Raw genomic sequence first — 22015 nt, 5'->3', positions numbered from 1 at the left:
GATAAAACGAACACATTTTTAATAAGCATACCCAATAATTCATTTCTAAATTGCAAAGGCACAATCTTCGCCTACTTACAAATTATGTATATCAGCTCGCCGTTATTAATGACTTAAAAAAAGCAGCTATAGTTGAATAAAACGTAATTTTATCATCGGTGAAAATTCCCTCAATTCAAATGGATCTGCACACTCAGCGCCGCCTTAGGAGACGGAATGGGCACAATACTGATTGTCGATGACATTCCTGACAACATAAAACTGTTGCTGTTTGAATTAGAAGATGATGGCTATCGTGTCATTACTGCGACCAATGGGCGTGAAGGCGTCGACTCCGCTATTGAAAATGACCCGGAACTCATTCTATTGGACTTACATATGCCTGTGCTCAATGGCATTGAGGCATTAAAAGAATTAAAAGCACACTCAAAAACACACGACACGCCGGTTATTATTATTTCCGCAAACGATGATATTGAGGACATTATCAAGGCACTAGACTTAGGTGCTCACGACTACGTATCCAAACCTCTTGTCTATCCCGTATTAGCGGCAAGAATTCGCTCTGCATTACGCATTCAAGAGCAAAAACATGCACTGGCAACTGCCAATGACGAACTCATTCGCCTAGCAACACAAGACCCTCTCACCGGTATTAATAACCGCCGATCTTTCTTCGATTTATCAGAGCGTGAAATTTCACGAGCCGAACGTTTAAATTTACCTTCTTGCGCTCTTATGATGGATATTGATCACTTTAAACGCCTGAATGATAACTATGGGCATAATGTGGGCGATAATGCATTAATTCATGTGACCGAAACCATTCAACACTGTATTCGACCATCTGACATTTTCGGCAGGTATGGTGGAGAAGAATTCGTATTATGCTGCCCAGATACCAACTTATCTGTCGCAACTTCAATTGGCGAGCGTATTAGACACTCTGTTGAACACACGCCTTACCAGCACGAACAAACCCCCATTACCATTACACTCAGCATCGGTATCGCATTATGGATGCCTCACACCCATGGTTTTGAAGAAACATTAAAAGACGCCGACACCGCACTCTACGCAGCAAAAAGAAAAGGTAGAAATTGCTGCCACACCTATTCAGACAATTCTCTCTCCGCGTGAGACATATCTCACATTAAGTAGCGTCAATAACATCTATTCGGAAACACCTCAATTGAGCACAATACGCAACATAAGGACATGCCAAGGAATCAAAGCTAGGAAGGCTTGAGGGAATGGTGTAAGGATTACACAACCACTGGATGGTCATGGACTTAAGGAAGCACGGCCAAGGAAGAAATAATAACGGATGATTATTTCGGCCAATTTTCAGGATGAAAGCATCGTGTAAGGAGACACAAAAGGAGAGAAGTACAGCAAGGACTTTGCCAACAAGGAAACCACAAGGACGACTCGCCAGGATGGCAGTGCAGTTTATTTTCAGGGAAATGAAAAAGAAGGATAAAAGGTGTAATGGAAGACACCCAGGGATAAATCGAGACAATGGACTTGTCAGTACTGCTTCGGTACACGCATCACCAGGATGGAAATGTTGGTACCAATGAGTATTTAAGGATGAATAGCATCAAGGAACGATAAACAGATAGTAGTCAGGACGACTGGGATAACAAAAAAAGGATTTAATCAACACGGATGTCTCTTAGGTTCTTGGGCGACCGCATTAAAAGGCTGAACAGATTCTGTTCGGCCTTTTCGTTTATAATGCATTGCTCGATTAAAGCGCACATTTCATTCAGTGTCAGTGCTTTAATAAAGTGTTGTCATTCAGATTCAATATCACAGTACTTGGCCTAATAATACTTGGTCTTTACATACGTTTCTTGAATAACCACCGCATCCACAATAGCACGATGCATCTTAAGCCCAATCTCGTGGCATACCTCTCCTTTTACATCAGCCCATAAAGCCAGCTGACCCTCCGACATAATGCACTCCAAAGGGCTAATCGAAAACTCACATGCAATACCAGCTCGCTGGAATAATTTATCTAACCAAGGTTTATCCACTACCCACGCATCGGTAAACAGTCGTTTTCCACACAACATCTCGTTAAGCTCCATCGCTACCGCTCTTAAAGACAAGCCACGTTGATGAAGAAGTGAACGAGAAATACCATGTAGTGACTCTGCCTCTTTATCCCAGTGCGTCCACGAATCACAAGGCCGAATCAACCTCGAATATCGCAATCCATTACGAAGTGCTATACCAATTTCTATGGGGTAACTGTAAGTACCAAAACCAGACGCTTCAATGTCAATAATATTGGGTCGGGAATACGCCTTTAATGGAACAACACGTCCTGTCGAATCTACCTGAGCTAACATAACTCTCTCACTTGGTGGTGCCTAAAAATCGACCCTTTTTCGTCATTCTTTTTATGTGCTATTTAATGATATAGATGCTTAGTGACAACAATAAAACGACATAAATAAAAAATGATTCACTCTATTTTCGGTATAGACTCACACAGCACATTTATCCATCAACCCCTCCGCTTTTTTAATCACTATTCTAAAAGAGGGATACCGTGTTCTCTGTTAAAAAACCTTTATTAAACAAAGCTCAATTATCAACAAAATTACAATCGATCAATAAAACAACTATCAATAGAACGCCATCAACAAGGCGAAAAAATAACGGAGTGAAAGACTATTAAAAAAACAAAAAACTTAAAGAATGCTACCTAAAACAAAGAAGTAACATTGTAAGAATTAAATAAGAATAAAGAATTAAGCGCAGTATAAAAAATGGCGGTATACATCAACCGTTTGCAAAGACAATGAAAACATTTACTTAAGCGCTACCGCTACGGAAGTCCGATGACACTTTTGTCATCCAAACTTCTGTACCCAATAAGAAGTCTTTGCAAAACTGCCGATGTAACCGCCTTAGCAACAATCTGACAATCATTTCGCAAAGGTAATAAAGCAATAGAAATGCCAACTTTAAATTCCTCGTCAATACTCCTCATTAACAAAGATAAAAACTCTTACTCGAGACAAAAAAAGACTAAATAGTCTCAAAAGTGACTTGTTTTACCTAATATAAGAGAATATTTACTGACAACAAGCATGTTCAAAAGAGTCAGAGAAGCCAAAATCATACTCATAAAGATCCATTTTGGTGCAAAAAACACAAGCACGCACTCCGCCTATCGTACTGAGAATCTACGTAAACTCTGATAAACTCAGCCGCTTTTATTTACCCAGCCTCTTTTGAGGCTTATATGTGGACACCCGTGTTATGACCGAATTATCCCCCACAATTGAATTAGCAATGGACCTTATACGCCGGCGTTCGGTGACACCCAAAGACGAAGACTGCCAAACCTTAATGATTGAGCGTCTTTCGAGCATTGGCTTTCACGTCACTCAATTGGCTTGGGGGGAAGGAGATGAGCGCGTGGTTAATTTCTGGGCCGTAAGAGGGGAGTCTGGGCCACTACTCGCCTTTGCCGGCCACACCGATGTAGTACCCTCAGGCCCTGAAGACCAATGGCACTTTCCGCCTTTTGAGCCCACTATTTATGAAGGCATGTTGTACGGGCGAGGAGCAGCGGACATGAAAGGAAGCCTTGCCGCCATGGTCACCGCTTGCGAGCGATTTGTTGAGAATCACCCCAACCATAAAGGGCGTATCGGCTTTTTGATTACTAGCGACGAAGAAGGGCCAGCCAAGTACGGCACCGTTAAAGTGGTTGAGTGGTTGCAAGCGCAAAACGAAACCGTCGATTGGTGTATTGTCGGCGAACCCTCAAGCACACACCAAGCTGGCGATGTGATCAAAAATGGTCGTAGGGGGTCACTGGGCGGCTGGTTAACGGTGCATGGTGTTCAGGGCCATGTTGCCTACCCCCACTTGGCAAAAAACCCCATTCATCTTGCTTCTCCGGCTCTGGCAGAACTTGCCCATGAAGAATGGGACCAAGGCAATGATTTCTTCCCTGCCACCAGTTTTCAAATCTCTAATATTCAAGCAGGTACTGGTGCAACCAATGTCGTCCCCGGTGCCTTAAATGTGGTATTTAATTTTCGCTTCTCAACTGAACTCACTGAAGAAATATTGAAAGCACGTACTGAAGCCATTTTGGACAAATATAATCTTGAATATGAACTTGAATGGAAATTAAGCGGGAACCCATTTTTGACTGACCATGGAGAGCTAGTAGATGCCCTAGTGGGTGCCATTAAACACGTTACTGATATGGATACAGAGCTTTCTACCGCCGGAGGCACCTCAGACGGCCGATTCATTGCTCCAATGGGTACTCAAGTGGTCGAAATGGGGCCAATTAATGCAACGATTCACAAGATTGACGAGTGCGTGAGTATTGAAGATTTAGACAATACCAGCGCAATTTATGAAGAAACGATGGTACGTTTACTGAGTTAATAATACTGGAAGTCATCGTTTTAGGCATGTGATTTAACGCAACGATGACTTCCCTAAATTTACCTTCTCACACAGTTCTTAACTTTTTCTATTTTCCTCACACGCTGTCATCTCAGGCCTGTTAAACCAAGGCGACTACTCCACCTCAATTAACACTCACGCTATTACTCTTCACATCAAGCTGATAAAGTGGCATTAGTCGAGTGTCTATTCAAACGTTAAAAACCGTCATCTTAATGATGTGGCGTGTCAATTTAATTTTTACACGCTGATCAATACAATAATAAAATTGATTTAAGGACGCACCATGAATTACTTTCAAGACGCCATTCCCCACAACCATTGCTTTGGCTGCGGCCCCAATAATACCCATGGCTTAAGAATAAAAAGTCACTGGATTGAAGAGCCATCTAAAAGCCAGTGCCTTTTTACCCCAAAGGCACATCATTGCGCCGCACCAACAAAATTTCTCAATGGCGGAGTTATGGCCACCATTATTGACTGCCATGCAATCTGTACCGCTATGGCTTATGGGTATAACCTTGCCGACCAAGTCATTGGCAGCGCGCCTCATATTTGGTATGCCACAGGAAAACTATCTCTGACTTACTTAAAACCCGTCCCGATTGAAAAGGAATTGGCACTATATGCCGCCATCACTGGTCATAATGAGAAACATGTTTACCTAAATTGCACCTTGAATATCGGCGATAAAACCTACGTAGAAGCAGAAGTGGATGCGGTTCGAGTACCGTCAGAATGGATGCAATAATGTTAAGGTTTCTAGAGTCCAGAAAAAAAGAATTTAGGTAAAAATTAAAGACACTCGATCAAACAACCTAGATTCAATTTCCAAGTGCATTATATTTTTTAAAAATCATCATCCCCGATGACAAGATTACGGCCCGCGTCTTTGGCCCGATAGAGATTAGCATCTGCAATTTTCAACTGGTCATCCAAGCTATTGGACAAGTCATTACTGACACCAGCGCTAAAAGTAATCACTCGTAACTCACCATCCATTTCAATAGGAGAAGAAGCCACCACCTCTCGCAATCGGTCAATTAACAAGCAGGCCTGTGTATTGGTTAAACCTGGCATAGCGATAAAAAACTCTTCTCCCCCTGCCCTGGCAAATAAAAACCGCTGTAACGATTCAAAAATAATGTTAGTCACAAACTTCAACGCTGAATCGCCATTATGATGGCCAAATTGATCATTAATACTTTTGAAGTGGTCAATATCAATCACAGCAACCGCAAATGGGGTATCTTCAGATTTTGCTTTTTCATACATTCCAGCCGCATTTTGAAAAAAGTAACGGCGATTGTAAGCATTCGTTAAAAAATCACGATTGATTAACTCCCGAATAGCCGCAATTTGTTCAAGAGATTCTACATTGTGCATAACACGGCATTGGAACTCTTCTTGATTAAAAGGTTTTCTTAAAAAATCATTGGCACCATTTTTAATAAATTTGGCAGACAATGTTTCGTCACCTTCGCCAGACAAACCAATAATTACCAAATCTGTTTTTTCGTATTTGTTACGCAACGTACGAACGAGTTCAAAACCATCCATTTTCGGCATATTGAAATCAACAATCATAAGAGTGATTTCAGGATTCTCAACCAAAACTTTGATTGCCTCAACACCGTCTGTGGCGGTGTAAACTTGGAATAAATATAATCGCAGTAACCCGGAAATAAATTTTAGATAACTCGGAGAGTCATCCACTATTAAGACTTTCACATTCTGATTTCGGTGCAATCGATTCACAAAATTCACGGCGTAAGAATAAGAATATCGCCCTTCTTTATTCACATAATCGACTACGCCTTTTTTAAATAGTTTTTCACGAGTATCGTCGTCGGCTCGCCCCGTCAAAACAATAGTGGGAATACCTTCAGAAAGCGTATAATCAACCACTTCACCATCTGGAGCGTCAGGAAGACTTAGGTCCACCAATGCCGCAAAAATATCGGCTTTATGTTCTGTAACAATCGAGCGAGTCTCAGCAAAGCTTGACGCATAAAGGCCGTTAAAATCACAGGAAGCATTCACCACATGGCGAATGACTTTACCCACCGTATGACTGTCTTCCACTACAAGTATTTTTTTCATGTAACATCGCGCCATGCACATCATCTTTTTTTCAGTGTAGAACAAAAAGAGAGGTGATCAGCGCTACTGATCATCTTATTTAGATATGGCAAAGAAATGCGATAGATGGACAAAGTGAAGAAAAGCAGGATAAAGAAGAATGACGCTAGAAAAACAGATTGAGTCAAATATAGCAAGTCAGAGCAGAGTATAGGAAACCTATACTCTGAAATCTCTATTATGAAGAAATAGCCAGCTTTGAAAAAGCAAATAAAAAGCTAGTCTTTTGAGTTAGAGCGATGATGAGAGGGCCGACGATGGCGATGAGAATCCTGCCTATGTGAGCGCCTTTGACGTTGACCGCCATCGCCACGAGGACCATCACTTCTGGAGCGTGGAGCCATTGCCGGCGGCTCTACCAACAAATCCACAGGTGGCTGCACACATTTCAGCGGCACACCCAACAATTCTTCAATCGGCATCAAGCGAAACGCATCGTCTTCGCAAGCAAAACTAATGGACGTCCCGGTTTTGCCTGCACGCCCTGTGCGCCCAATACGGTGTACATAATCTTCTGGCTCTTCAGGCAACGTGAAGTTCACAACGTGGCTAATGCCATCAATATGAATACCACGGCCTGCTACGTCGGTGGCAACTAAGACCTTAGTTTCTCCAGACTTAAATTTGTCCAAGGTTCTAACACGCTTATTCTGAGCAATTTCGCCTGAGAGCAAGCCCGCCTTAATACCATGACGAAGCAAATTCTCATGCAAACGTCGACATTGATCACGACGATTCGCAAATACAATTAAGCTGTCTACTTCGTCCTTCTGCACAATGTTGTAGAGAAGGTTGTACTTTTCTTCGGTAGCGGCCAAATAAACATGCTGCTCAACACGGTCCGTTGCCACACTGTCCGGTTCAATCTCAATGGTTACCGCTTCTTCAGTCCACTGATCCGCTAAATTCATCACCTCATCGGTAAACGTGGCCGAAAACAGCAAGGTTTGGCGATGACTTTTTGGCGGCGTTGAACGAACAATACGCCGAACCTGAGGAATAAACCCCATATCCAGCATACGATCCGCTTCATCAATCACCAGAATCTCTAGCTGATCAAGGTACACGTCCTTACTGCCAACGAAATCCATCAAGCGGCCCGGTGTTGCAACTAAAATATCAACAAACGAATCATGCAGGTGCTGCTGCTGTTTGGCATGGTCCATTCCACCCACTAAGGTGTGAATTTTTAAGTCGGTGTATTTGCACAAATTTTTCGCATCGTCGGCTATTTGAATCACCAACTCACGCGTAGGCGCAATCACCAATGCCCTCGCCTCACCGGCATAGCGATTCTGCTCCAGTGGATGACTGAGCAAGTCATCAATCATGCCAATCAAAAAAGCGGCTGTTTTTCCCGTGCCTGTTTGTGCTTTTCCGACCATATCTTGCCCGTTGAGCGTATAAGGTAAAGAACGAGCTTGAATCGGTGAGCAATATTGAAAGCCCAAATCGCAAATAGCGTGCATTAACTCGCTGCGCAACCCAAGATCATGGAAACGTGTGCGATTGGGATCTTTTTCTACCACAAATTCTGACGCATCCCACTGTTGATGCTGGGCGACCAAATCGACTTTCGGTGAGTCTGCGCGCTGTTTTCTGCGGCGCCCCTGACGAGGCTTTCTCGAGGAGGAAGAATCCGACATCGACGACTCCGCCGGTGTCGTTATTAAATCAGCGTCACCATCATTACTGGCTGAACGGGTATTCGTCGAGCGCATAGACGTCGCTCGATCATCCTGATAATGGCGAGACTGACCACCATTTTTACGCCGATTATTATTGCGACGGGAGTGACGAGGCTTGCCACTCCCACCATGATTGCGACCGTCGTGTTTGGATGAGGCTGACCGCTGAGAAGAAGATTTCTTTTGTCGAGTATTCGTCTGCTCAGATCCGCCCGACATTTTTTTTAACAGTTTAACAATCAAATTTCACTACCCGTCTGTATGCAAAGTGCTCAGCATTGTATCACAGACATAACAAGATGCTTATAGAGCTATCAATAGAACGACGACTTAGGAACCACTAGAGGGACTTATCGCTCTGTGTGTTGAGTCTGAAAAAAACAGGCCACCCAATAATCGGCACTCACATACCGGCCGCCGCCAGTAAAAAATAGGGACAACAGCATAACAAAATAAGTAATAGCAAACTCAATACCGTTGTTTAAGATGGTAATTGAGCCACGAGCCGTTAGCCAATCGTAATTGCCGTGTTCTTTTAAAATCTCGACAGCGCGTGCTTTTCGAACCTCCGCTTCTTCAATTCGCTCATTTGCCAACCAACTGCTTGCGTCTGAAATCGCTAACCATCCGTTTTCCCAATGCACCGCAAACGCCGCAACCAACATCGTCACCATAAGAGGAATCGCCACTAAACGGGTGGCCAAGCCCAGCAATATCAAGATACCGCCAACCAGTTCTGCGCCCACAGCCAAAAAAGCCATTACTTCGGGTAAAGGCAAACCCAACCCCCATTCAGCATTCCCAAACCACTGTACCGTGCCTTCCCAGCCGACCCATTTATTCCACCCGGCTTGAATCATGACAGGGGCCAATATGAGCCGGAGCAGTAATGGAGGCAAACCCTCAAAACACTGAATTTTTTTTATCATACTCGTATAAAAAGCAATAATATTATCGACCAACACAAAAATTCCTCTCTTGCTACTCTTTGCAGTACTACTGGTTTTAGTACTACTGGTTTTAGTACTACTGGTTTTAGTACTACTGGTTTTAGTATTACTGATTTTAGTGTTACTGAACCCCGCACGCTTTACTTTACAAGCACCCACCAATCATAAACGCTAAGGATTAATTGTGTTTCGCTGTTATAGTGCAATTCCATTCTCTTTGTATCACAAAAGTATAGCGAGACAATGTACCTTATAAGTTACCTTTAAGAACAACAGCCTTAATGATAAATACACTGAAGAAACTTGTGTCGTAAAACATGCCTTTAGTCTTAACAAGAAAATATTCAACGATTCCCCACAACATCAGCCTACGATACCCTTCGTGTGTGAGCGACATTTATGCTCTGTTTTTACAACTTTTTTTATGACGGTTTTTATTATTTCCCTTAACCATTGCATACATGAGCAGTCTCCACCCCGGCAAATTGTTTTTATAAAATGAACATATCAAAACGATCAGAGCGTTTTTTCACAGAAGCCAGCATACTTCTCAAATTGGGATTTCCCCTTATCATCAGCCACCTTGCTATTATCGGTATGGGCGCCACCGATACCCTGATGGCAGGCAGAGTCAACACCGCTAACCTAGCAGGGCTTGCCATTGGCTCAGGTATTTGGTCAGCATTAAGCGTGTTTATTCTTGGCATCTGCGGTTCTACTGCCACCATTGCCGCACAATTACACGGTGCAAGAAGGCGCTCTCGGATTGGCTTTCAAATGCAACAAAGTTTATGGATTGGGCTTGCTACCGCCCTCATCATTGCCAGTATTCTGATATGCGCGCCATTTTGGATTCCTCGCCTCAATCTCGGTGACACCGCCAATACCATCTCGGCACATTATTTATCCGTATTATCCTTAGGCTGCATTGGGTTTACATTGACGGCTGTGCTGCGTGGCATTTGTGAAGCAGTAGGAGATACCCACTTAGCCATGTGGACTAACATTTCCATTTTTTTGCTCAATATCGTACTGGATTATGCGTTCGTCTTCGGTAAGTGGGGGCTTCCTGAAATGGGTGCCATTGGCTGTGCCTGGGCCAGTAACTGCGCGTATTGGATTGCTTTTGGCATTCTCTTTATTATCTTGCAACGGCATTCGGTGTATCGCACCTACCATTTATTCTCCAAACTGTGGCGGCCTCAACTGCGTCATGCCAAAGCCCATTTAGCCATTGGCGTCCCATTGGCCATTGGCGTCTCTGCCGAAGTGTTTTTTTTCACGGGAATTGCCAGCTTTGCCGCCCCGTTAGGGGATACCGCCGTTGCCGCACATCAGATTGTTCAAAGCTTTGGTGCCGTACTCTATATGATGCCTTTGGGATTGAGTGTTGCGCTGTGTATTCGTTGTGCGCAATTAAGAGGGGCCAATCAGACGACCCAAGCCGCATTTGCAGCACGCAGCGGTGTCGCTGTTGCGGCTAGCTTAGCTCTACTTTCGGCCATCATCACTCTATTGCTGCGCGACTGGGTACCTGGCTGGTACACCCCTGACCTCAAAGTACAAAGAATCGCATCGGACGTACTCATTCTTTGTGCCATTTACCAATTTATGGATGCCATCCAAGCCACATCATGGGGCGCACTGCGTGGCTACGGTGATGTAAAAGTTCCTATGGGAATGCAGCTAACCGCTTACTGGGTTGTGGGTTTCCCTATTGGGTGGGGGCTGGCATACCCAAGCAACTTGGGAATCTTTGGGTTTTGGATCGGGATTGTCAGTGGTTTAAGCACCGCTGCCGTGTTAATGGGGGTAAGACTGCTGTATCGCATTCGGGTTGAACAGCGACAACAGCAGCCTCTTTCACTTGACTCATCGTCTTCGTGATCATTCACTCATACCACACCGACGGTATCGTCAAGGTGACGAATATTTTCGCGATGATGATTATTCACATCGACGGATGAGTCAGACGCACGCTCAAGGCTTTGTTCACGTTCTGCCGCCATAAACGCCTCCAAGTCACCCACCGAGGTAAAAATAATATGGTGAGTACGATATTGAACACTATTCACCTTCGCCCATGGGTAATACATCCCCAAAGTTACCAGCAGAAAAAAGGCATTACGTAACTGCAACACCCCAAAGTCCGTGACGTTGAAACGAGCATTAAACCCATGCACTTCCAATTCGGTATGATTAAAAATCAGATTCGAGAACAAAACCGTAAACACCACGAAGACGCACAAATACACCGCTGCATAAAACAACACCGTCAACATCAACGAGGCAAAATCCCCCAGCATAGAACCCAAAATAGCAGTGACAACCCCTCCGACCACGGCAGCGGCTGCACAGAGGCCACAACCGATTAAACACTCCTTATAGAAGTCCACCACAGACACACTTAAATTAAAATACGAGGAGCCATAACCAGAGTTATTAATCCGATAGCGCTGCCATTGATACATCGCAAAGGGCATGAGCAGCCCCAAACTCAATAGGCTTAGCAAAGGCCAAAGTAAAAACACACTGTAGGCTTCGATAACTCGACCTTTAAATTGGAAGGCAAGGTTTCGATAAGCGCTATGCTCGGCATGAAATCGTAAGGAGGTATGCATCGCCCAAGGGAATATCCCCGCCAAGAAAACCAAACCTACCACCCCCATCACGGGATACCACAACAGTAATGCGCATGACACCCACCCCCCCAGTAATAAACCAAAGCGTATGACCATTAACTCCGTAGGCGATGCCGAATAAGTGAAGCCACCACCATCCAATGTGGTATTACCATAAAAGAATTGTTTTTTTCTCACGCTCGCCCATGCGCTGTAGACTCCCAACGTCAACACTGTCAACAGTAGGTTGACCAACCAGATTTTGAAGTAATCCCCCCCCCTGCCTGTGAATTCGAAACGTAAATCACGCACGGCCTCCATGCCTCGCGTATCCGATAAATAATCGGTTCGATCATCGTCAGGATGCTCCGCAATGTCCTCCGAAGTAGACGAATCTAGCGTAGCTGATTTTGAAATTAGCTCTTCTGAAATAGATGAATCTGAAGGGGGTGCCTTAACTGAGGGTGACTTAGCAGAGACCGAATTAACCGGAGCTGTCGTGGGTTGATCCGCTGCCTCATTCAAAAGCTTTTGCTCAACAGCGGGCTCTTCAGGCGCAGGGGAAGCTAAAGGCATGACCGGTGCTAACGTCACCAAAGACACCTCCATGCCCGCCACAGACATCAATTGCTGATAACGCTTCGCCTTATCTTCGCTAACATTACGTTTAATGGTGACCTTAGACGCCGCAAAGATTTTTTCAACACGCTCCTCTGAAATCCGAAAAAGCTGCGCAAACTTCTCTTTCGCCGCTGGCAGTGATTGATCACCAATCAATTCCCCACGAAATACCACATCATACTGGGTTTCCGCCATATGCCCTCCAAGTAGTGAGCCATACACCCTGTTGCCGGCATCCTCCTCAACAACACCATACTGTCGTCTATGGCGAGCGAGATGAATGCACCAATAGTTATAATTAGTGTGAATTCTATCAACCAAAAACTATGAAGTCATCGAACCATAAGGTCATGGTTGCAATAGCACATGACCAATACAGAACCATCGATATAAAGAACCATCGACATACAGAGCAGCCAATGAGAAAAAGTGAGCTGAAGAAGAGAAGGAAGGAATAAAGAAATTGGTTAGCAGATAGATTTTACCCCCGACAAACAGGACACGAAGGCAACTGAGGAATCGTTAAATAACGCCACTGCCCCGCCATACCATCAAACAAGTGCAGCACCCCGGTTTTCGGTGGTGTGATGCCCGATAGAATTTTGACAGCTTCTAAGGCCTGATGAGAGCCCATCACCCCAACAACCGGGCCAAGCACACCGCTTTCTGCACAATTTAAGGATAAATCCATGGATTCATCATACAAACATCGATAGCAAGGCGCCCCTTCCACCCGAGAGTCAAACACGTACATTTGGCCTTCCATCCCGATAGCCGCCGCACTGACAAGTGGTGTTTTCTGGGCGACGCACTCAGCATTGATACTCAACCGTGTTTGGAGGTTATCGGTACAATCCAGTACTAAGTCAGAGGCGACCACCTCCCGTGCCAATTCCGTACCACTCAATTTTTGGTTGAGCACATCCACAGTGATAGTTGGATTCAGTGCCAATAACGAGGCTTGTGCAGAATCCACTTTGCTTTGCCCCACCGTCGATTGCCGATGCACAATTTGACGCTGTAAATTGCTCTCATCCACACAATCATGGTCCACCAATACTAGATGCCCCACACCAGCTGCAGCCAAATACATCGCTACTGGCGAGCCAAGCCCACCAAGACCGACAATCAACACACGACTGCCTAACAGCTTTTCTTGACCACCCACGTCCATCTGTGGCAACAAAATATGGCGGCTGTATCGCAAAAGTTGATCGTCACTGAGCATACTTAACTTCAAAACCTCTGAGCCTTTCGGGTATTTTAAAAACTGTCTGTAGAAAAATGAGCAGAAAAATGAGTAGGAAACCTAGTAGAAAACTTAACGAAGGATGATTAACAAAGAGCAGCCCCCCACCAACACCCCAACGTGACTCGGTCACACCCATTCAAATCTTGATGTGTTTTTATCTCGGTAAAGTCTGATTGCGCGAGTAATTGCCGTACCGCTTCGCCCTGATCATAACCATGCTCCAACAACAACCAACCACCATCGGCAAGGTGAGCGGGGGCCTGGGTAACGATTTCCGACAAATCTGCCAACCCGCCATCATGTGCCACTAACGCCGAGCGAGGCTCAAAACGCACATCCCCTTCTGATAAGTGCGGGTCTTGGTCATCGATATAAGGCGGGTTCGAAACGATAAGGTGGAAATTGGATTCAGGAATGCGGTCAAACCAGCGACTTTGCCGCACCTCAACATTATTCAACGATAAGCTTGCACGATTACGCTCTGCCAACTCAACGGCTTCAACTTGCACATCGGTGGCGATCACCTGCCAATCACAGCGTTCACTGGCCAAAGCCAAGGCGATGGCACCCGTGCCCGTACCCAAATCTAGGGCCCGCAACGATTCTGGTAACAGCAATGACAAGGCAAGCTCAACCAGCAACTCCGTCTCGGGTCGAGGAATTAACGTGGCAGGCGAAACCTGCAACATCAATGACCAAAAACCCTGTTCACCCAGCAAATAGGCAACAGGTTCGCCCAACTGACGGCGTTGCAGCAGCGACAGAAACGCCGTTTGCTGAGCAGCCGTCAGCGCTTGCTCTGGATACGTCATTAAATAGGTGCGGTTCTGCTGTAATACGTAAGACAACAATAATTCTATGTCCAGCCTCGGGCTGTCGCTGCCTTCGAGGGTCTTCGCCAGCGCCATGGCGCTGCGAATGTTCATGGAAGCGTTATCCACCCATGGCCGCCAATTGATCTGCTTGATATTCATTTACCAATGGCTGCACCACTTCATCCAAGGCACCTTCCATCACTTCCGCTAATTTGTATAACGTTAAATTGATGCGATGATCGGTCACTCGACCTTGTGGGTAGTTGTAAGTACGAATGCGCTCAGAACGATCGCCACTGCCCACAAGATTACGACGTTCATCGGCTATCGATTGTGCCGCAGCAGATTCTTGTGCTGACTTTAATTTCGTGGCCAACAAAGACATGGCTTTCGCTCGGTTCTTATGTTGCGAACGTTCATCTTGGCACTCCACCACAATGCCAGTGGGGATATGGGTAAGACGAATGGCCGAATCGGTTTTGTTAACGTGCTGACCACCGGCACCGCTGGCTCGGAAAGTATCTACTCGGAGGTCGTTTTTATTGATATCAATATCTTCCACTTCGTCCGCTTCGGCCATAATCGCCACCGTGCAGGCCGAGGTATGAATGCGCCCCTGAGATTCGGTCTCCGGTACACGTTGAACACGGTGTGCGCCCGACTCAAACTTCATTTGTGAATACACGCCTTGCCCAACCACTCGGGTAATCACTTCTTTAAACCCGCCGTGCTCACCTTCGCTGGCACTGATGACTTCTATCTTCCAGCCACGGGTTTCTGCGTACTTAGAATACATCCGTAATAAATCGCCAGAGAAAATGGCCGCTTCATCACCGCCAGTACCCGCTCGAATTTCCAAGTAGACGTTTTTATCGTCGTTCGGATCTTTTGGTAACAAGAGCTTTTGCAGTTCAAGCTCAAGTGGATCGACTTGGGATTCGGCTTCTTTCAATTCCTCAACGGCCATCTCGCGCATATCCGCATCGCCATCGGCCATCATTTCTTTCGCCGCCGCAATGTCGTCCAATACCGTTTGGTACTGGGAATACGCTTTCACGACAGGCTCTAATTCAGCGTATTCTTTTGAGAGGTCACGGAATTTATTTTGATCGGCGATCACTTCAGCTTCACTTAATAAACCAGACACTTCTTCGTAACGATCTTGCAAATTTTGTAATTTTTCCAGAATGGATTCTTTCATTGATACTCACTTTCATTCATTGCGCCAGCGGTCAGAAACCGTCATGCAGGCCGATAACCCGTCGTATTCTATACGGTTTTTGAATTGAATGGCTTTTGAATTAAATAGGGGTTGAAGGGAGGGCAACCTAGTCTGCCCCGTCAAATACTAGAGAACGGCTAATCTCCACCTTCAACAACAGGCTTCTTGTTCGTCGCTTCATGGTTGAGCAGCTCATGCTGTTCTATATCAAACAGCTCTTGCGTCCAGGTAATGACTTCACTGCGGCCATCCACGCTTGCTTGCTTTAACTTCGCGGTAGGGGAATGCAATAGCTTATTGGTTAAATTTCGAGCCAACTGCGACATAACCTGCTCTGGAGACGCGCCTTTTTCAAGAGATTTCAACGCTTTATCCAATTCTTTATCCCGCAGCTCTTCAGCTTTTTTCCGATAGGCTTTGATGGTCGATACAGACTTCATCGCCCGTTGGGCCATACGATAACCTTCTACGCCATCTTCGATGATGCCCGAGGCGGCTTCAGCCGCTTCCTCACGAGAACGTCGATTTTCTTCAATGACACCTTGGAGGTCATCAACGGTATACAAATACACATCTGCCAGCTCCCCTACTTCTTCTTCAATATCACGAGGAACAGCAATGTCGACCATAAACATCGGACGGTGTTTACGCTTCTTCAGGGCTGACTCCACAGCGCCTTTTCCGAGTAGAGGCAACGGGCTTGCTGTCGATGAAATCACAATGTCTGCACGATGAAGAAAATCGGGTATTTCTTCCAGTACGATGGCTTCAGCATCGAACTCATCCGCCAAGCTCGCAGCCCTGGCGAGCGTTCGATTCGCCACAATCATGGTTTTGATATTTTGCTCAAATAAATGGCGGGCCACCAGCTCAATCGTTTCTCCTGCTCCGATCAGTAAGGCGGTATCTTGTTTCAAGTCGCTAAAAATTTGTTGCGCCAAACTGACCGAGGCATAAGCCACCGAAACCGGGTTTTGCCCGATGGCTGTCTCTGTACGAACACGCTTTGCAGTGGAAAAAACTTGTTGAAAGGTTTCATGAAGCAAAGAGCCAATAGTGCCCACTTCACGGGCGCGAGCATAGGCATCTTTTAACTGCCCGAGAATTTGGGGTTCACCCAACACGAGAGAGTCCAACCCACTGGCCACGCGCATGATGTGCCGTACTGCGTCATCATCCTCTTTCAGGTAGTGACAGGCTTGTAACTCACTGCTCCCCACTTGGCGATAATCTGCCAACCAATCAACCAAGCCCCCCTTTAAAAGGTGGCTCTCTTCGGGAGCACGAGCGTAAATTTCCGTCCGATTACACGTCGAGAGAATGGCCACCTCATGAAAACCTGCCGCTCTCGCTTGCGTTAGCGCCGACTCAATTTGTTCGGGCCCAAAAGCAAGCCTTTCGCGCAGCGCCACCGGTGCGGTGTTGTGATTGATACCTAAAGCCAACAGAGTCATGGAACTAATATGTTATAAAGTAGCTCGAAAAAAGGGCCTGTAATTGTCCGGGTCTCAGCGGACACTGGCAATAGCCAGGTTGCTCAGCATCACACATTTTCATCACGAGAGTCTCACCCTACTTGTGTAAAAGACGACTAGGCACCACCTTACTCCTTAACCTTACTACTTATTTATCATCGGCATTCGATCCAAGATACAGAAAACCTGAGTAAGTTAAGGAGTTAGGTCAAGACAAGGACAACCTTGCATTAGCAGCATATAATCCTCAAAAAGGCTCGACAACCGAGCAAAGAGATATTCGAGATCACCATGCGACGACTGCCCATTTCGATACTGCCTATTTCCATACCGACTTCGATAAGTAAATCTTTCACCTCGAAGGTGTTTTTATCCGCCTTTTTAACGACTCTGATCACCACAACCGGTTGCTCGACCCAACCCAACGTGGATATCGCCGATAACACCCCCCCACAAAAAAATGACACAGACATCGTAGAAAAAACCTACAAACCCTTTGAGCCAGAAACTTTTTATTCGCTATTAGTGGCAGAGTTGGCCGGAAATCGCCAGCGGTACGATATTGCGCTGGGCAACTATATCCAACAAGCCCACAAAACCCGTGATGCCGGCGTTACCGCACGGGCAACGCGTATTGCTCGCTTCCTTGGCGCCAATCAAGCGGCATTAAGTACTGCTGTATTGTGGACAGAAATCGACCCAGAAAATTCAGAAGCGCGGTTAATTGCGGCGTCTGAACTGGCGCAATCAGGACAACTTCAACCCGCGCTGGGCCACGCCAAACATTTGTTATCCACCGAATCAACCACCATCTTTCAATCCATTGCCGCCCGTGCCGCACAAGCCACCGACACACAAAGAGAATCGCTGCTCACTGAATACAACAACTTGCTGCAAGAATACCCCGATAGTATTGAAATCCGCATCGGCAAAGGCTTACTGCTGCAACAACAAGGTAAACTCAAAGAAGGGTTGGCACTGGCCCGAGACGTCCTGAAAGAAGACCCGGATAATGTTTCAGCCGCCACACTAGAAACCAAGCTATTACAGCAGCTTGGCCGAACGGATGAGGCCATCGAGCGCCTAGTACGCATGCTCGACAGCAACCCCACCGATAAACGGTTGCGCTTGCAGTACGCCCGCTTGTTGGCAGATTTTGACCTGGGCCAAGCCAAAGAACAATTCGTGGTCCTAACTGAGCAAAATCCAGATGATGACGATTTACTGTTCTCATTAGCATTGATTTGCCACGAGTTAGGCCAAACGGATGAAGCGGTAAGTCACTTCACTACCTTACAATCAAGCCCCAGCCGAGCCTCAGCGGCCAATTACTATCTCGGTGAAATTTATCGTAAAGCAGGAAACTTTGACCTCGCTCTTGAGCATTATGCCGCCGTATTACCGGGCCAAGATTTTATTCCCGCATTGACTAAACGCTCGGATATTCTTCTAAAAATGGGCAAGTCCCAAGCAGTCTTTGAACAATTCAATCAACTGAGAATAGAATATCCACAGGAAAGAGAACGCCTTTATCTTATTCAAGCCGACCTTCTCGCCACTCACAAACGCTATGAGCCTGCGGCAACCTTACTGACCGAAGCGCTAACAGAATTTCCACAAAGCAGCGCTATTTTATATTCCCGAGCGATGGTCAATGAGCAACTGGGGTATCTAGATCGATTAGAGGCGGATTTACGGGAGATCATAAAATACGACAGCACCAACGCCTCCGCCTTAAATGCATTGGGCTACACACTGGCCAACAAAACCACTCGCTACCAAGAAGCTTACGAATTAATTCGTCAAGCGCTGAGTTTAAAGCCGGATGACCCTGCCATTATCGATAGCATGGGCTGGGTGCAATACAAATTAGGCAATTATGACGATGCTTTGCTGCGCCTAAGAGAAGCAATGAAGGCCTACCCAGATCATGAGGTCGCCGCTCATCTAGGAGAAGTTTTATGGGTGATGGGAGAACAAAACGAAGCCCGTCAAATCTGGCAAAAAGGGCTTGAGCTAAACCCCAATAGCGAATTGATTCCCGCTGTTATGAAACGGCTTGAGGCACAATGATGATGGCCGTAACAATTCGTTTTAAACCAAAGCCATTCATCAACACACAGCACTTTTACACTTTATTGCTTGCCGTCTCGTTACTGCTACTCACGGCGTGTACGACCCAAACATCCAAGCTGGGTGACGGCAACGCGAACGTCGACAACCTTCACCACTGGTCGATTAAGGGAAAGTTCTCCGTACAAGTGCCCGGAGATCGAACCAATGCCAACCTTCACTGGCAACAAAACCGCGACCTATTCAATATTTTACTGAGTGGTCCTCTCGGGCAAGGCGCGGTTCACATTGTTGGAGATGAACACCAAACTGGCCTCACTCGTGGTGGCAATACTTACTACGCCCGCTCACCAAGACAACTTCTACTCGATCAAACCCACTGGGATATTCCCGTCCATCAATTTCAATACTGGGTAAAAGGCACACCTGAGCCAGAACAGCAAGCCTCCAACATTCAAATGAATGAATCAGGGCAAATTCGCCAATTTTCACAAAGCGGATGGAACATCACCCTTGATCGGTACGAACACATCCACAACTACCACCTTCCAGAAAAAATTGTCGCCACTCACGATGACATCAAAGTGACGTTAATCATTAAAGAATGGAAATTGCCCGAGTCACCATGATACCCCCTGTTTTCACTCTGCCAGCACCAGCAAAATTAAACCTTTTTCTTCACATAACTGGCCGTCGAGATGACGGATACCACAACCTTCAAACACTGTTTCAATTACTGAATATTGGCGATGAATTAGACTTCTATACAACGGCAAATCCTGAAGCTAAGGTGTATGAAAATGGCTTGTCCCTTAGTTGCAGTAACCCGGCACTAGAATCCAAAGATAACTTGGTCTTTCGGGCTGCCCAACACTTACAAAATCAAATACAAAAAAACGGCTCTAACACACAATCCATATCTGCTCACATCCACTTGAAAAAAAAACTGCCTTTCGGTGGTGGAATTGGAGGTGGAAGCAGCGATGCGGCAACAACCCTGCTAGGGTTAAATCACTTATGGGATGCAAAACAAAGTGAAGGCGAACTGGCCAACATTGGCCAACAACTCGGGGCCGACATTCCGGTTTTTATTCGAGGTAAAACCGCCTTCGCAGAAGGCATTGGAGAAAAACTGACTCCCGTAACACTAGAGGAAAAGTGGTATGTGGTTATCGCGCCGAATTGCCATGTTTCTACGCCACAAATTTTTTCCCACAAGGATTTGACAAGAGACACTCCCGTCATTAAAGTAGCGGCCTCTCTTGAGCGAGACACCAAAAACGACTGCGAAACACTGGTAAAAACCCTGTATCCAGACGTTAACGAAGCCCTGAAGTGGCTCTCAAAATTTGGTCAGTCTCGCATGACAGGGACTGGATCATGTGTATTTTTGCCTTGTGTAAGCGAAGAAAAAGCTGTCGAGGTATTGAGTATGAAACCATCAAAATTCAATGGTTTTATTGCTAAGGGAGTTAATCAATCTCCTTTGCATGAACAGTTACTGTCACATTATGCTACTGGGGTGTAGCCAAGCGGTAAGGCAGCGGGTTTTGATCCCGTCATGCGAAGGTTCGAATCCTTCCACCCCAGCCACTTTCAAAATGCAGACTCCTAAAGAGCTTCAAAATCTTGTTTATTTAACAATGAGAAAAGAAGAATACACTATGAGTCGCATTCACCGGATTTTCCTCCCCCTCCAAGATTTACAAAACCACACAGGTATCCATTGTGTCTGCTGATCTCATGGTATTTACCGGGAATGCCAACCCGTCATTATCCAAAGCTATCGTCGACAAACTTGCCATTCCGTTAGGCGATGCAACCGTCAGTAAGTTTTCTGATGGCGAAATCTTTGTCGAACTCAATGAAAATGTTCGTGGTCGCGATGTATTTGTTGTACAACCGACCTGCGCGCCCACCAATGACAATTTAATGGAATTAATTGTCATGGTAGACGCTTTACGTCGCGCCTCTGCCGGCCGTATCACCGCCGTCGTTCCCTACTTCGGGTATGCACGACAAGATCGACGCGTTCGCTCCGCTCGCGTCCCGATCACCGCAAAAGTGGTTGCCGACATGATGGTGAGTGTCGGGATCGACCGCGTACTTACCGTCGACCTTCACGCCGAACAAATTCAAGGCTTCTTCGACGTTCCTGTGGATAACGTCTATGGCTCTCCCGTTTTACTGAACGATATTGAGCGTCGTAATTTTGAAGACCTGATCGTTGTCTCCCCCGATATCGGCGGTGTGGTCCGTGCTCGCGCACTGGCAAAACAGCTCGCCATTGACCTCGCCATCATCGACAAACGTCGCCCACGCGCTAACGTTGCCGAAATCATGAACCTAATTGGGGATGTAAAAGGCCGGACCTGTTTATTGGTAGATGACATGGTAGACACCGCCGGCACGTTAGCTGGCGCAGCCAAAGCCTTGAAAGAATTTGGGGCTACCAAGGTTGTTGCTTACTGTACTCATCCTGTTTTATCTGGAAACGCGCAAGAAAATATCGTGAATAGTGAGTTAGACGAACTGGTTGTCACCGACTCTATTCCCCTATGTGATTGGGCACAGAATTGCGATAAAATCCGCCAGCTCACATTGGCCCCCATGCTCGCAGAGTGTGTAAGGCGCCTTTGTAACGAAGAATCTTTGAGTGCATTGTTCCGCTAAACGGGACATTCACTGATTGCCAAACTGCCTG

The 22015-nt window shown here is 45.9% G+C and carries 17 protein-coding genes and 1 tRNA gene; 9 read left to right on the top strand and 9 right to left on the bottom strand.

What is annotated here, in order from left to right; genetic code table 11:
* The first annotated feature begins 216 nt into the window (after positions 1-216).
* Entirely contained in the window at positions 217-1140 is a 924-nt protein-coding gene (locus tag LU351_RS00405) for a GGDEF domain-containing response regulator (RefSeq protein ID WP_232592014.1), read from the top strand.
* 689 nt (positions 1141-1829) lie between these two features.
* Here the strand turns inward: LU351_RS00405 and LU351_RS00400 are convergent.
* Positions 1830-2363: a hypothetical protein gene (locus LU351_RS00400; protein ID WP_232592013.1), complete on the bottom strand. Its 534-nt coding sequence runs from the start codon at positions 2361-2363 to the stop codon at positions 1830-1832.
* Positions 2364-3282: 919 nt separating this feature from the next.
* Here LU351_RS00400 and dapE point away from each other — a divergent pair.
* Together dapE and LU351_RS00390 are read left to right on the top strand one after the other, a co-directional pair.
* The gene (gene dapE / locus LU351_RS00395; RefSeq protein WP_232592012.1) at positions 3283-4431 is read left to right on the top strand and encodes a succinyl-diaminopimelate desuccinylase; all 1149 of its coding nucleotides are present in this window, start codon (positions 3283-3285) and stop codon (positions 4429-4431) included.
* A 307-nt stretch (positions 4432-4738) separates the two neighbouring features.
* Positions 4739-5203: a hotdog family protein gene (locus LU351_RS00390; protein WP_232592011.1), complete on the top strand. Its 465-nt coding sequence runs from the start codon at positions 4739-4741 to the stop codon at positions 5201-5203.
* Between the two features lie 98 nt (positions 5204-5301).
* On the opposite strand, the gene LU351_RS00385 is transcribed toward LU351_RS00390, so the two are convergent.
* From LU351_RS00385 to LU351_RS00375, 3 genes are all read right to left on the bottom strand, one after another.
* Entirely contained in the window at positions 5302-6555 is a 1254-nt protein-coding gene (locus LU351_RS00385; protein WP_232592010.1) for a diguanylate cyclase, read from the bottom strand.
* Positions 6556-6812: 257 nt separating this feature from the next.
* Positions 6813-8315: an ATP-dependent RNA helicase RhlB gene (gene rhlB / locus LU351_RS00380; RefSeq protein WP_416053922.1), complete on the bottom strand. Its 1503-nt coding sequence runs from the start codon at positions 8313-8315 to the stop codon at positions 6813-6815.
* A 317-nt stretch (positions 8316-8632) separates the two neighbouring features.
* Positions 8633-9211, bottom strand: coding sequence for an HvfX family Cu-binding RiPP maturation protein (locus tag LU351_RS00375; RefSeq protein ID WP_269783217.1), 579 nt, complete (start codon positions 9209-9211; stop codon positions 8633-8635).
* 519 nt (positions 9212-9730) lie between these two features.
* Between LU351_RS00375 and LU351_RS00370 the strand changes: the two genes are divergently transcribed.
* Entirely contained in the window at positions 9731-11119 is a 1389-nt protein-coding gene (locus LU351_RS00370) for an MATE family efflux transporter (protein WP_232592007.1), read from the top strand.
* A gap of 8 nt (positions 11120-11127) precedes the next feature.
* Here the strand turns inward: LU351_RS00370 and LU351_RS00365 are convergent, their stop codons facing one another.
* From LU351_RS00365 to hemA, 5 genes are all read right to left on the bottom strand, one after another.
* Complete coding sequence (locus LU351_RS00365; protein ID WP_232592006.1) at positions 11128-12669, bottom strand: YjgN family protein; 1542 nt, start codon at positions 12667-12669, stop codon at positions 11128-11130.
* 286 nt (positions 12670-12955) lie between these two features.
* Positions 12956-13702 (bottom strand): HesA/MoeB/ThiF family protein, encoded by a 747-nt coding sequence (locus LU351_RS00360; protein WP_232592005.1) that lies wholly within the window; start codon positions 13700-13702, stop codon positions 12956-12958.
* 107 nt (positions 13703-13809) lie between these two features.
* Positions 13810-14652 (bottom strand): peptide chain release factor N(5)-glutamine methyltransferase, encoded by an 843-nt coding sequence (prmC, locus tag LU351_RS00355; RefSeq protein WP_232592184.1) that lies wholly within the window; start codon positions 14650-14652, stop codon positions 13810-13812.
* Between the two features lie 7 nt (positions 14653-14659).
* The gene (gene prfA / locus LU351_RS00350) at positions 14660-15742 is read right to left on the bottom strand and encodes a peptide chain release factor 1 (RefSeq protein WP_232592004.1); all 1083 of its coding nucleotides are present in this window, start codon (positions 15740-15742) and stop codon (positions 14660-14662) included.
* A gap of 158 nt (positions 15743-15900) precedes the next feature.
* Positions 15901-17217, bottom strand: coding sequence for a glutamyl-tRNA reductase (gene hemA / locus LU351_RS00345; protein ID WP_232592003.1), 1317 nt, complete (start codon positions 17215-17217; stop codon positions 15901-15903).
* 312 nt (positions 17218-17529) lie between these two features.
* Here hemA and LU351_RS00340 point away from each other — a divergent pair, with 312 nt between their 5' ends.
* From LU351_RS00340 to LU351_RS00320, 5 genes are all read left to right on the top strand, one after another.
* Complete coding sequence (locus tag LU351_RS00340; protein WP_232592002.1) at positions 17530-19311, top strand: tetratricopeptide repeat protein; 1782 nt, start codon at positions 17530-17532, stop codon at positions 19309-19311.
* Positions 19308-19940, top strand: a complete 633-nt coding sequence (gene lolB, locus LU351_RS00335; protein ID WP_232592001.1) for a lipoprotein insertase outer membrane protein LolB — start codon at positions 19308-19310, stop codon at positions 19938-19940. The genes LU351_RS00340 and lolB overlap by 4 nt, the downstream gene beginning before the upstream one ends.
* Positions 19916-20839, top strand: coding sequence for a 4-(cytidine 5'-diphospho)-2-C-methyl-D-erythritol kinase (gene ispE, locus LU351_RS00330; protein WP_232592000.1), 924 nt, complete (start codon positions 19916-19918; stop codon positions 20837-20839). The genes lolB and ispE overlap by 25 nt, the downstream gene beginning before the upstream one ends.
* Positions 20830-20904, top strand: a tRNA-Gln gene (locus LU351_RS00325). The genes ispE and LU351_RS00325 overlap by 10 nt, the downstream gene beginning before the upstream one ends.
* A 150-nt stretch (positions 20905-21054) precedes the next feature.
* Complete coding sequence (locus tag LU351_RS00320; protein WP_232592183.1) at positions 21055-21984, top strand: ribose-phosphate pyrophosphokinase; 930 nt, start codon at positions 21055-21057, stop codon at positions 21982-21984.
* The last annotated feature ends 31 nt before the right edge of the window (positions 21985-22015 follow it).

This window comes from Marinibactrum halimedae (assembly GCF_021234875.1).
Lineage (GTDB): Bacteria > Pseudomonadota > Gammaproteobacteria > Pseudomonadales > Cellvibrionaceae > Marinibactrum > Marinibactrum halimedae.
The sequence above is the reverse complement of the archived record's forward strand: the minus strand, read 5'-3'. Positions and strand labels throughout refer to the sequence as shown.

Coding starts and splice junctions, on each gene's coding strand:
- LU351_RS00405 (WP_232592014.1), top strand. CDS start 217: ATGGGCACAATACTGATTGTCGATGACATTCCTGACAACATAAAACTG.
- LU351_RS00400 (WP_232592013.1), bottom strand. CDS start 2,363: ATGTTAGCTCAGGTAGATTCGACAGGACGTGTTGTTCCATTAAAGGCG.
- dapE (WP_232592012.1), top strand. CDS start 3,283: ATGACCGAATTATCCCCCACAATTGAATTAGCAATGGACCTTATACGC.
- LU351_RS00390 (WP_232592011.1), top strand. CDS start 4,739: ATGAATTACTTTCAAGACGCCATTCCCCACAACCATTGCTTTGGCTGC.
- LU351_RS00385 (WP_232592010.1), bottom strand. CDS start 6,555: ATGAAAAAAATACTTGTAGTGGAAGACAGTCATACGGTGGGTAAAGTC.
- rhlB (WP_416053922.1), bottom strand. CDS start 8,315: ATGCGCTCGACGAATACCCGTTCAGCCAGTAATGATGGTGACGCTGAT.
- LU351_RS00375 (WP_269783217.1), bottom strand. CDS start 9,211: ATGATAAAAAAAATTCAGTGTTTTGAGGGTTTGCCTCCATTACTGCTC.
- LU351_RS00370 (WP_232592007.1), top strand. CDS start 9,731: ATGAACATATCAAAACGATCAGAGCGTTTTTTCACAGAAGCCAGCATA.
- LU351_RS00365 (WP_232592006.1), bottom strand. CDS start 12,669: ATGGCGGAAACCCAGTATGATGTGGTATTTCGTGGGGAATTGATTGGT.
- LU351_RS00360 (WP_232592005.1), bottom strand. CDS start 13,702: ATGCTCAGTGACGATCAACTTTTGCGATACAGCCGCCATATTTTGTTG.
- prmC (WP_232592184.1), bottom strand. CDS start 14,652: ATGAACATTCGCAGCGCCATGGCGCTGGCGAAGACCCTCGAAGGCAGC.
- prfA (WP_232592004.1), bottom strand. CDS start 15,742: ATGAAAGAATCCATTCTGGAAAAATTACAAAATTTGCAAGATCGTTAC.
- hemA (WP_232592003.1), bottom strand. CDS start 17,217: ATGACTCTGTTGGCTTTAGGTATCAATCACAACACCGCACCGGTGGCG.
- LU351_RS00340 (WP_232592002.1), top strand. CDS start 17,530: ATGCGACGACTGCCCATTTCGATACTGCCTATTTCCATACCGACTTCG.
- lolB (WP_232592001.1), top strand. CDS start 19,308: ATGATGATGGCCGTAACAATTCGTTTTAAACCAAAGCCATTCATCAAC.
- ispE (WP_232592000.1), top strand. CDS start 19,916: ATGGAAATTGCCCGAGTCACCATGATACCCCCTGTTTTCACTCTGCCA.
- LU351_RS00320 (WP_232592183.1), top strand. CDS start 21,055: ATGGTATTTACCGGGAATGCCAACCCGTCATTATCCAAAGCTATCGTC.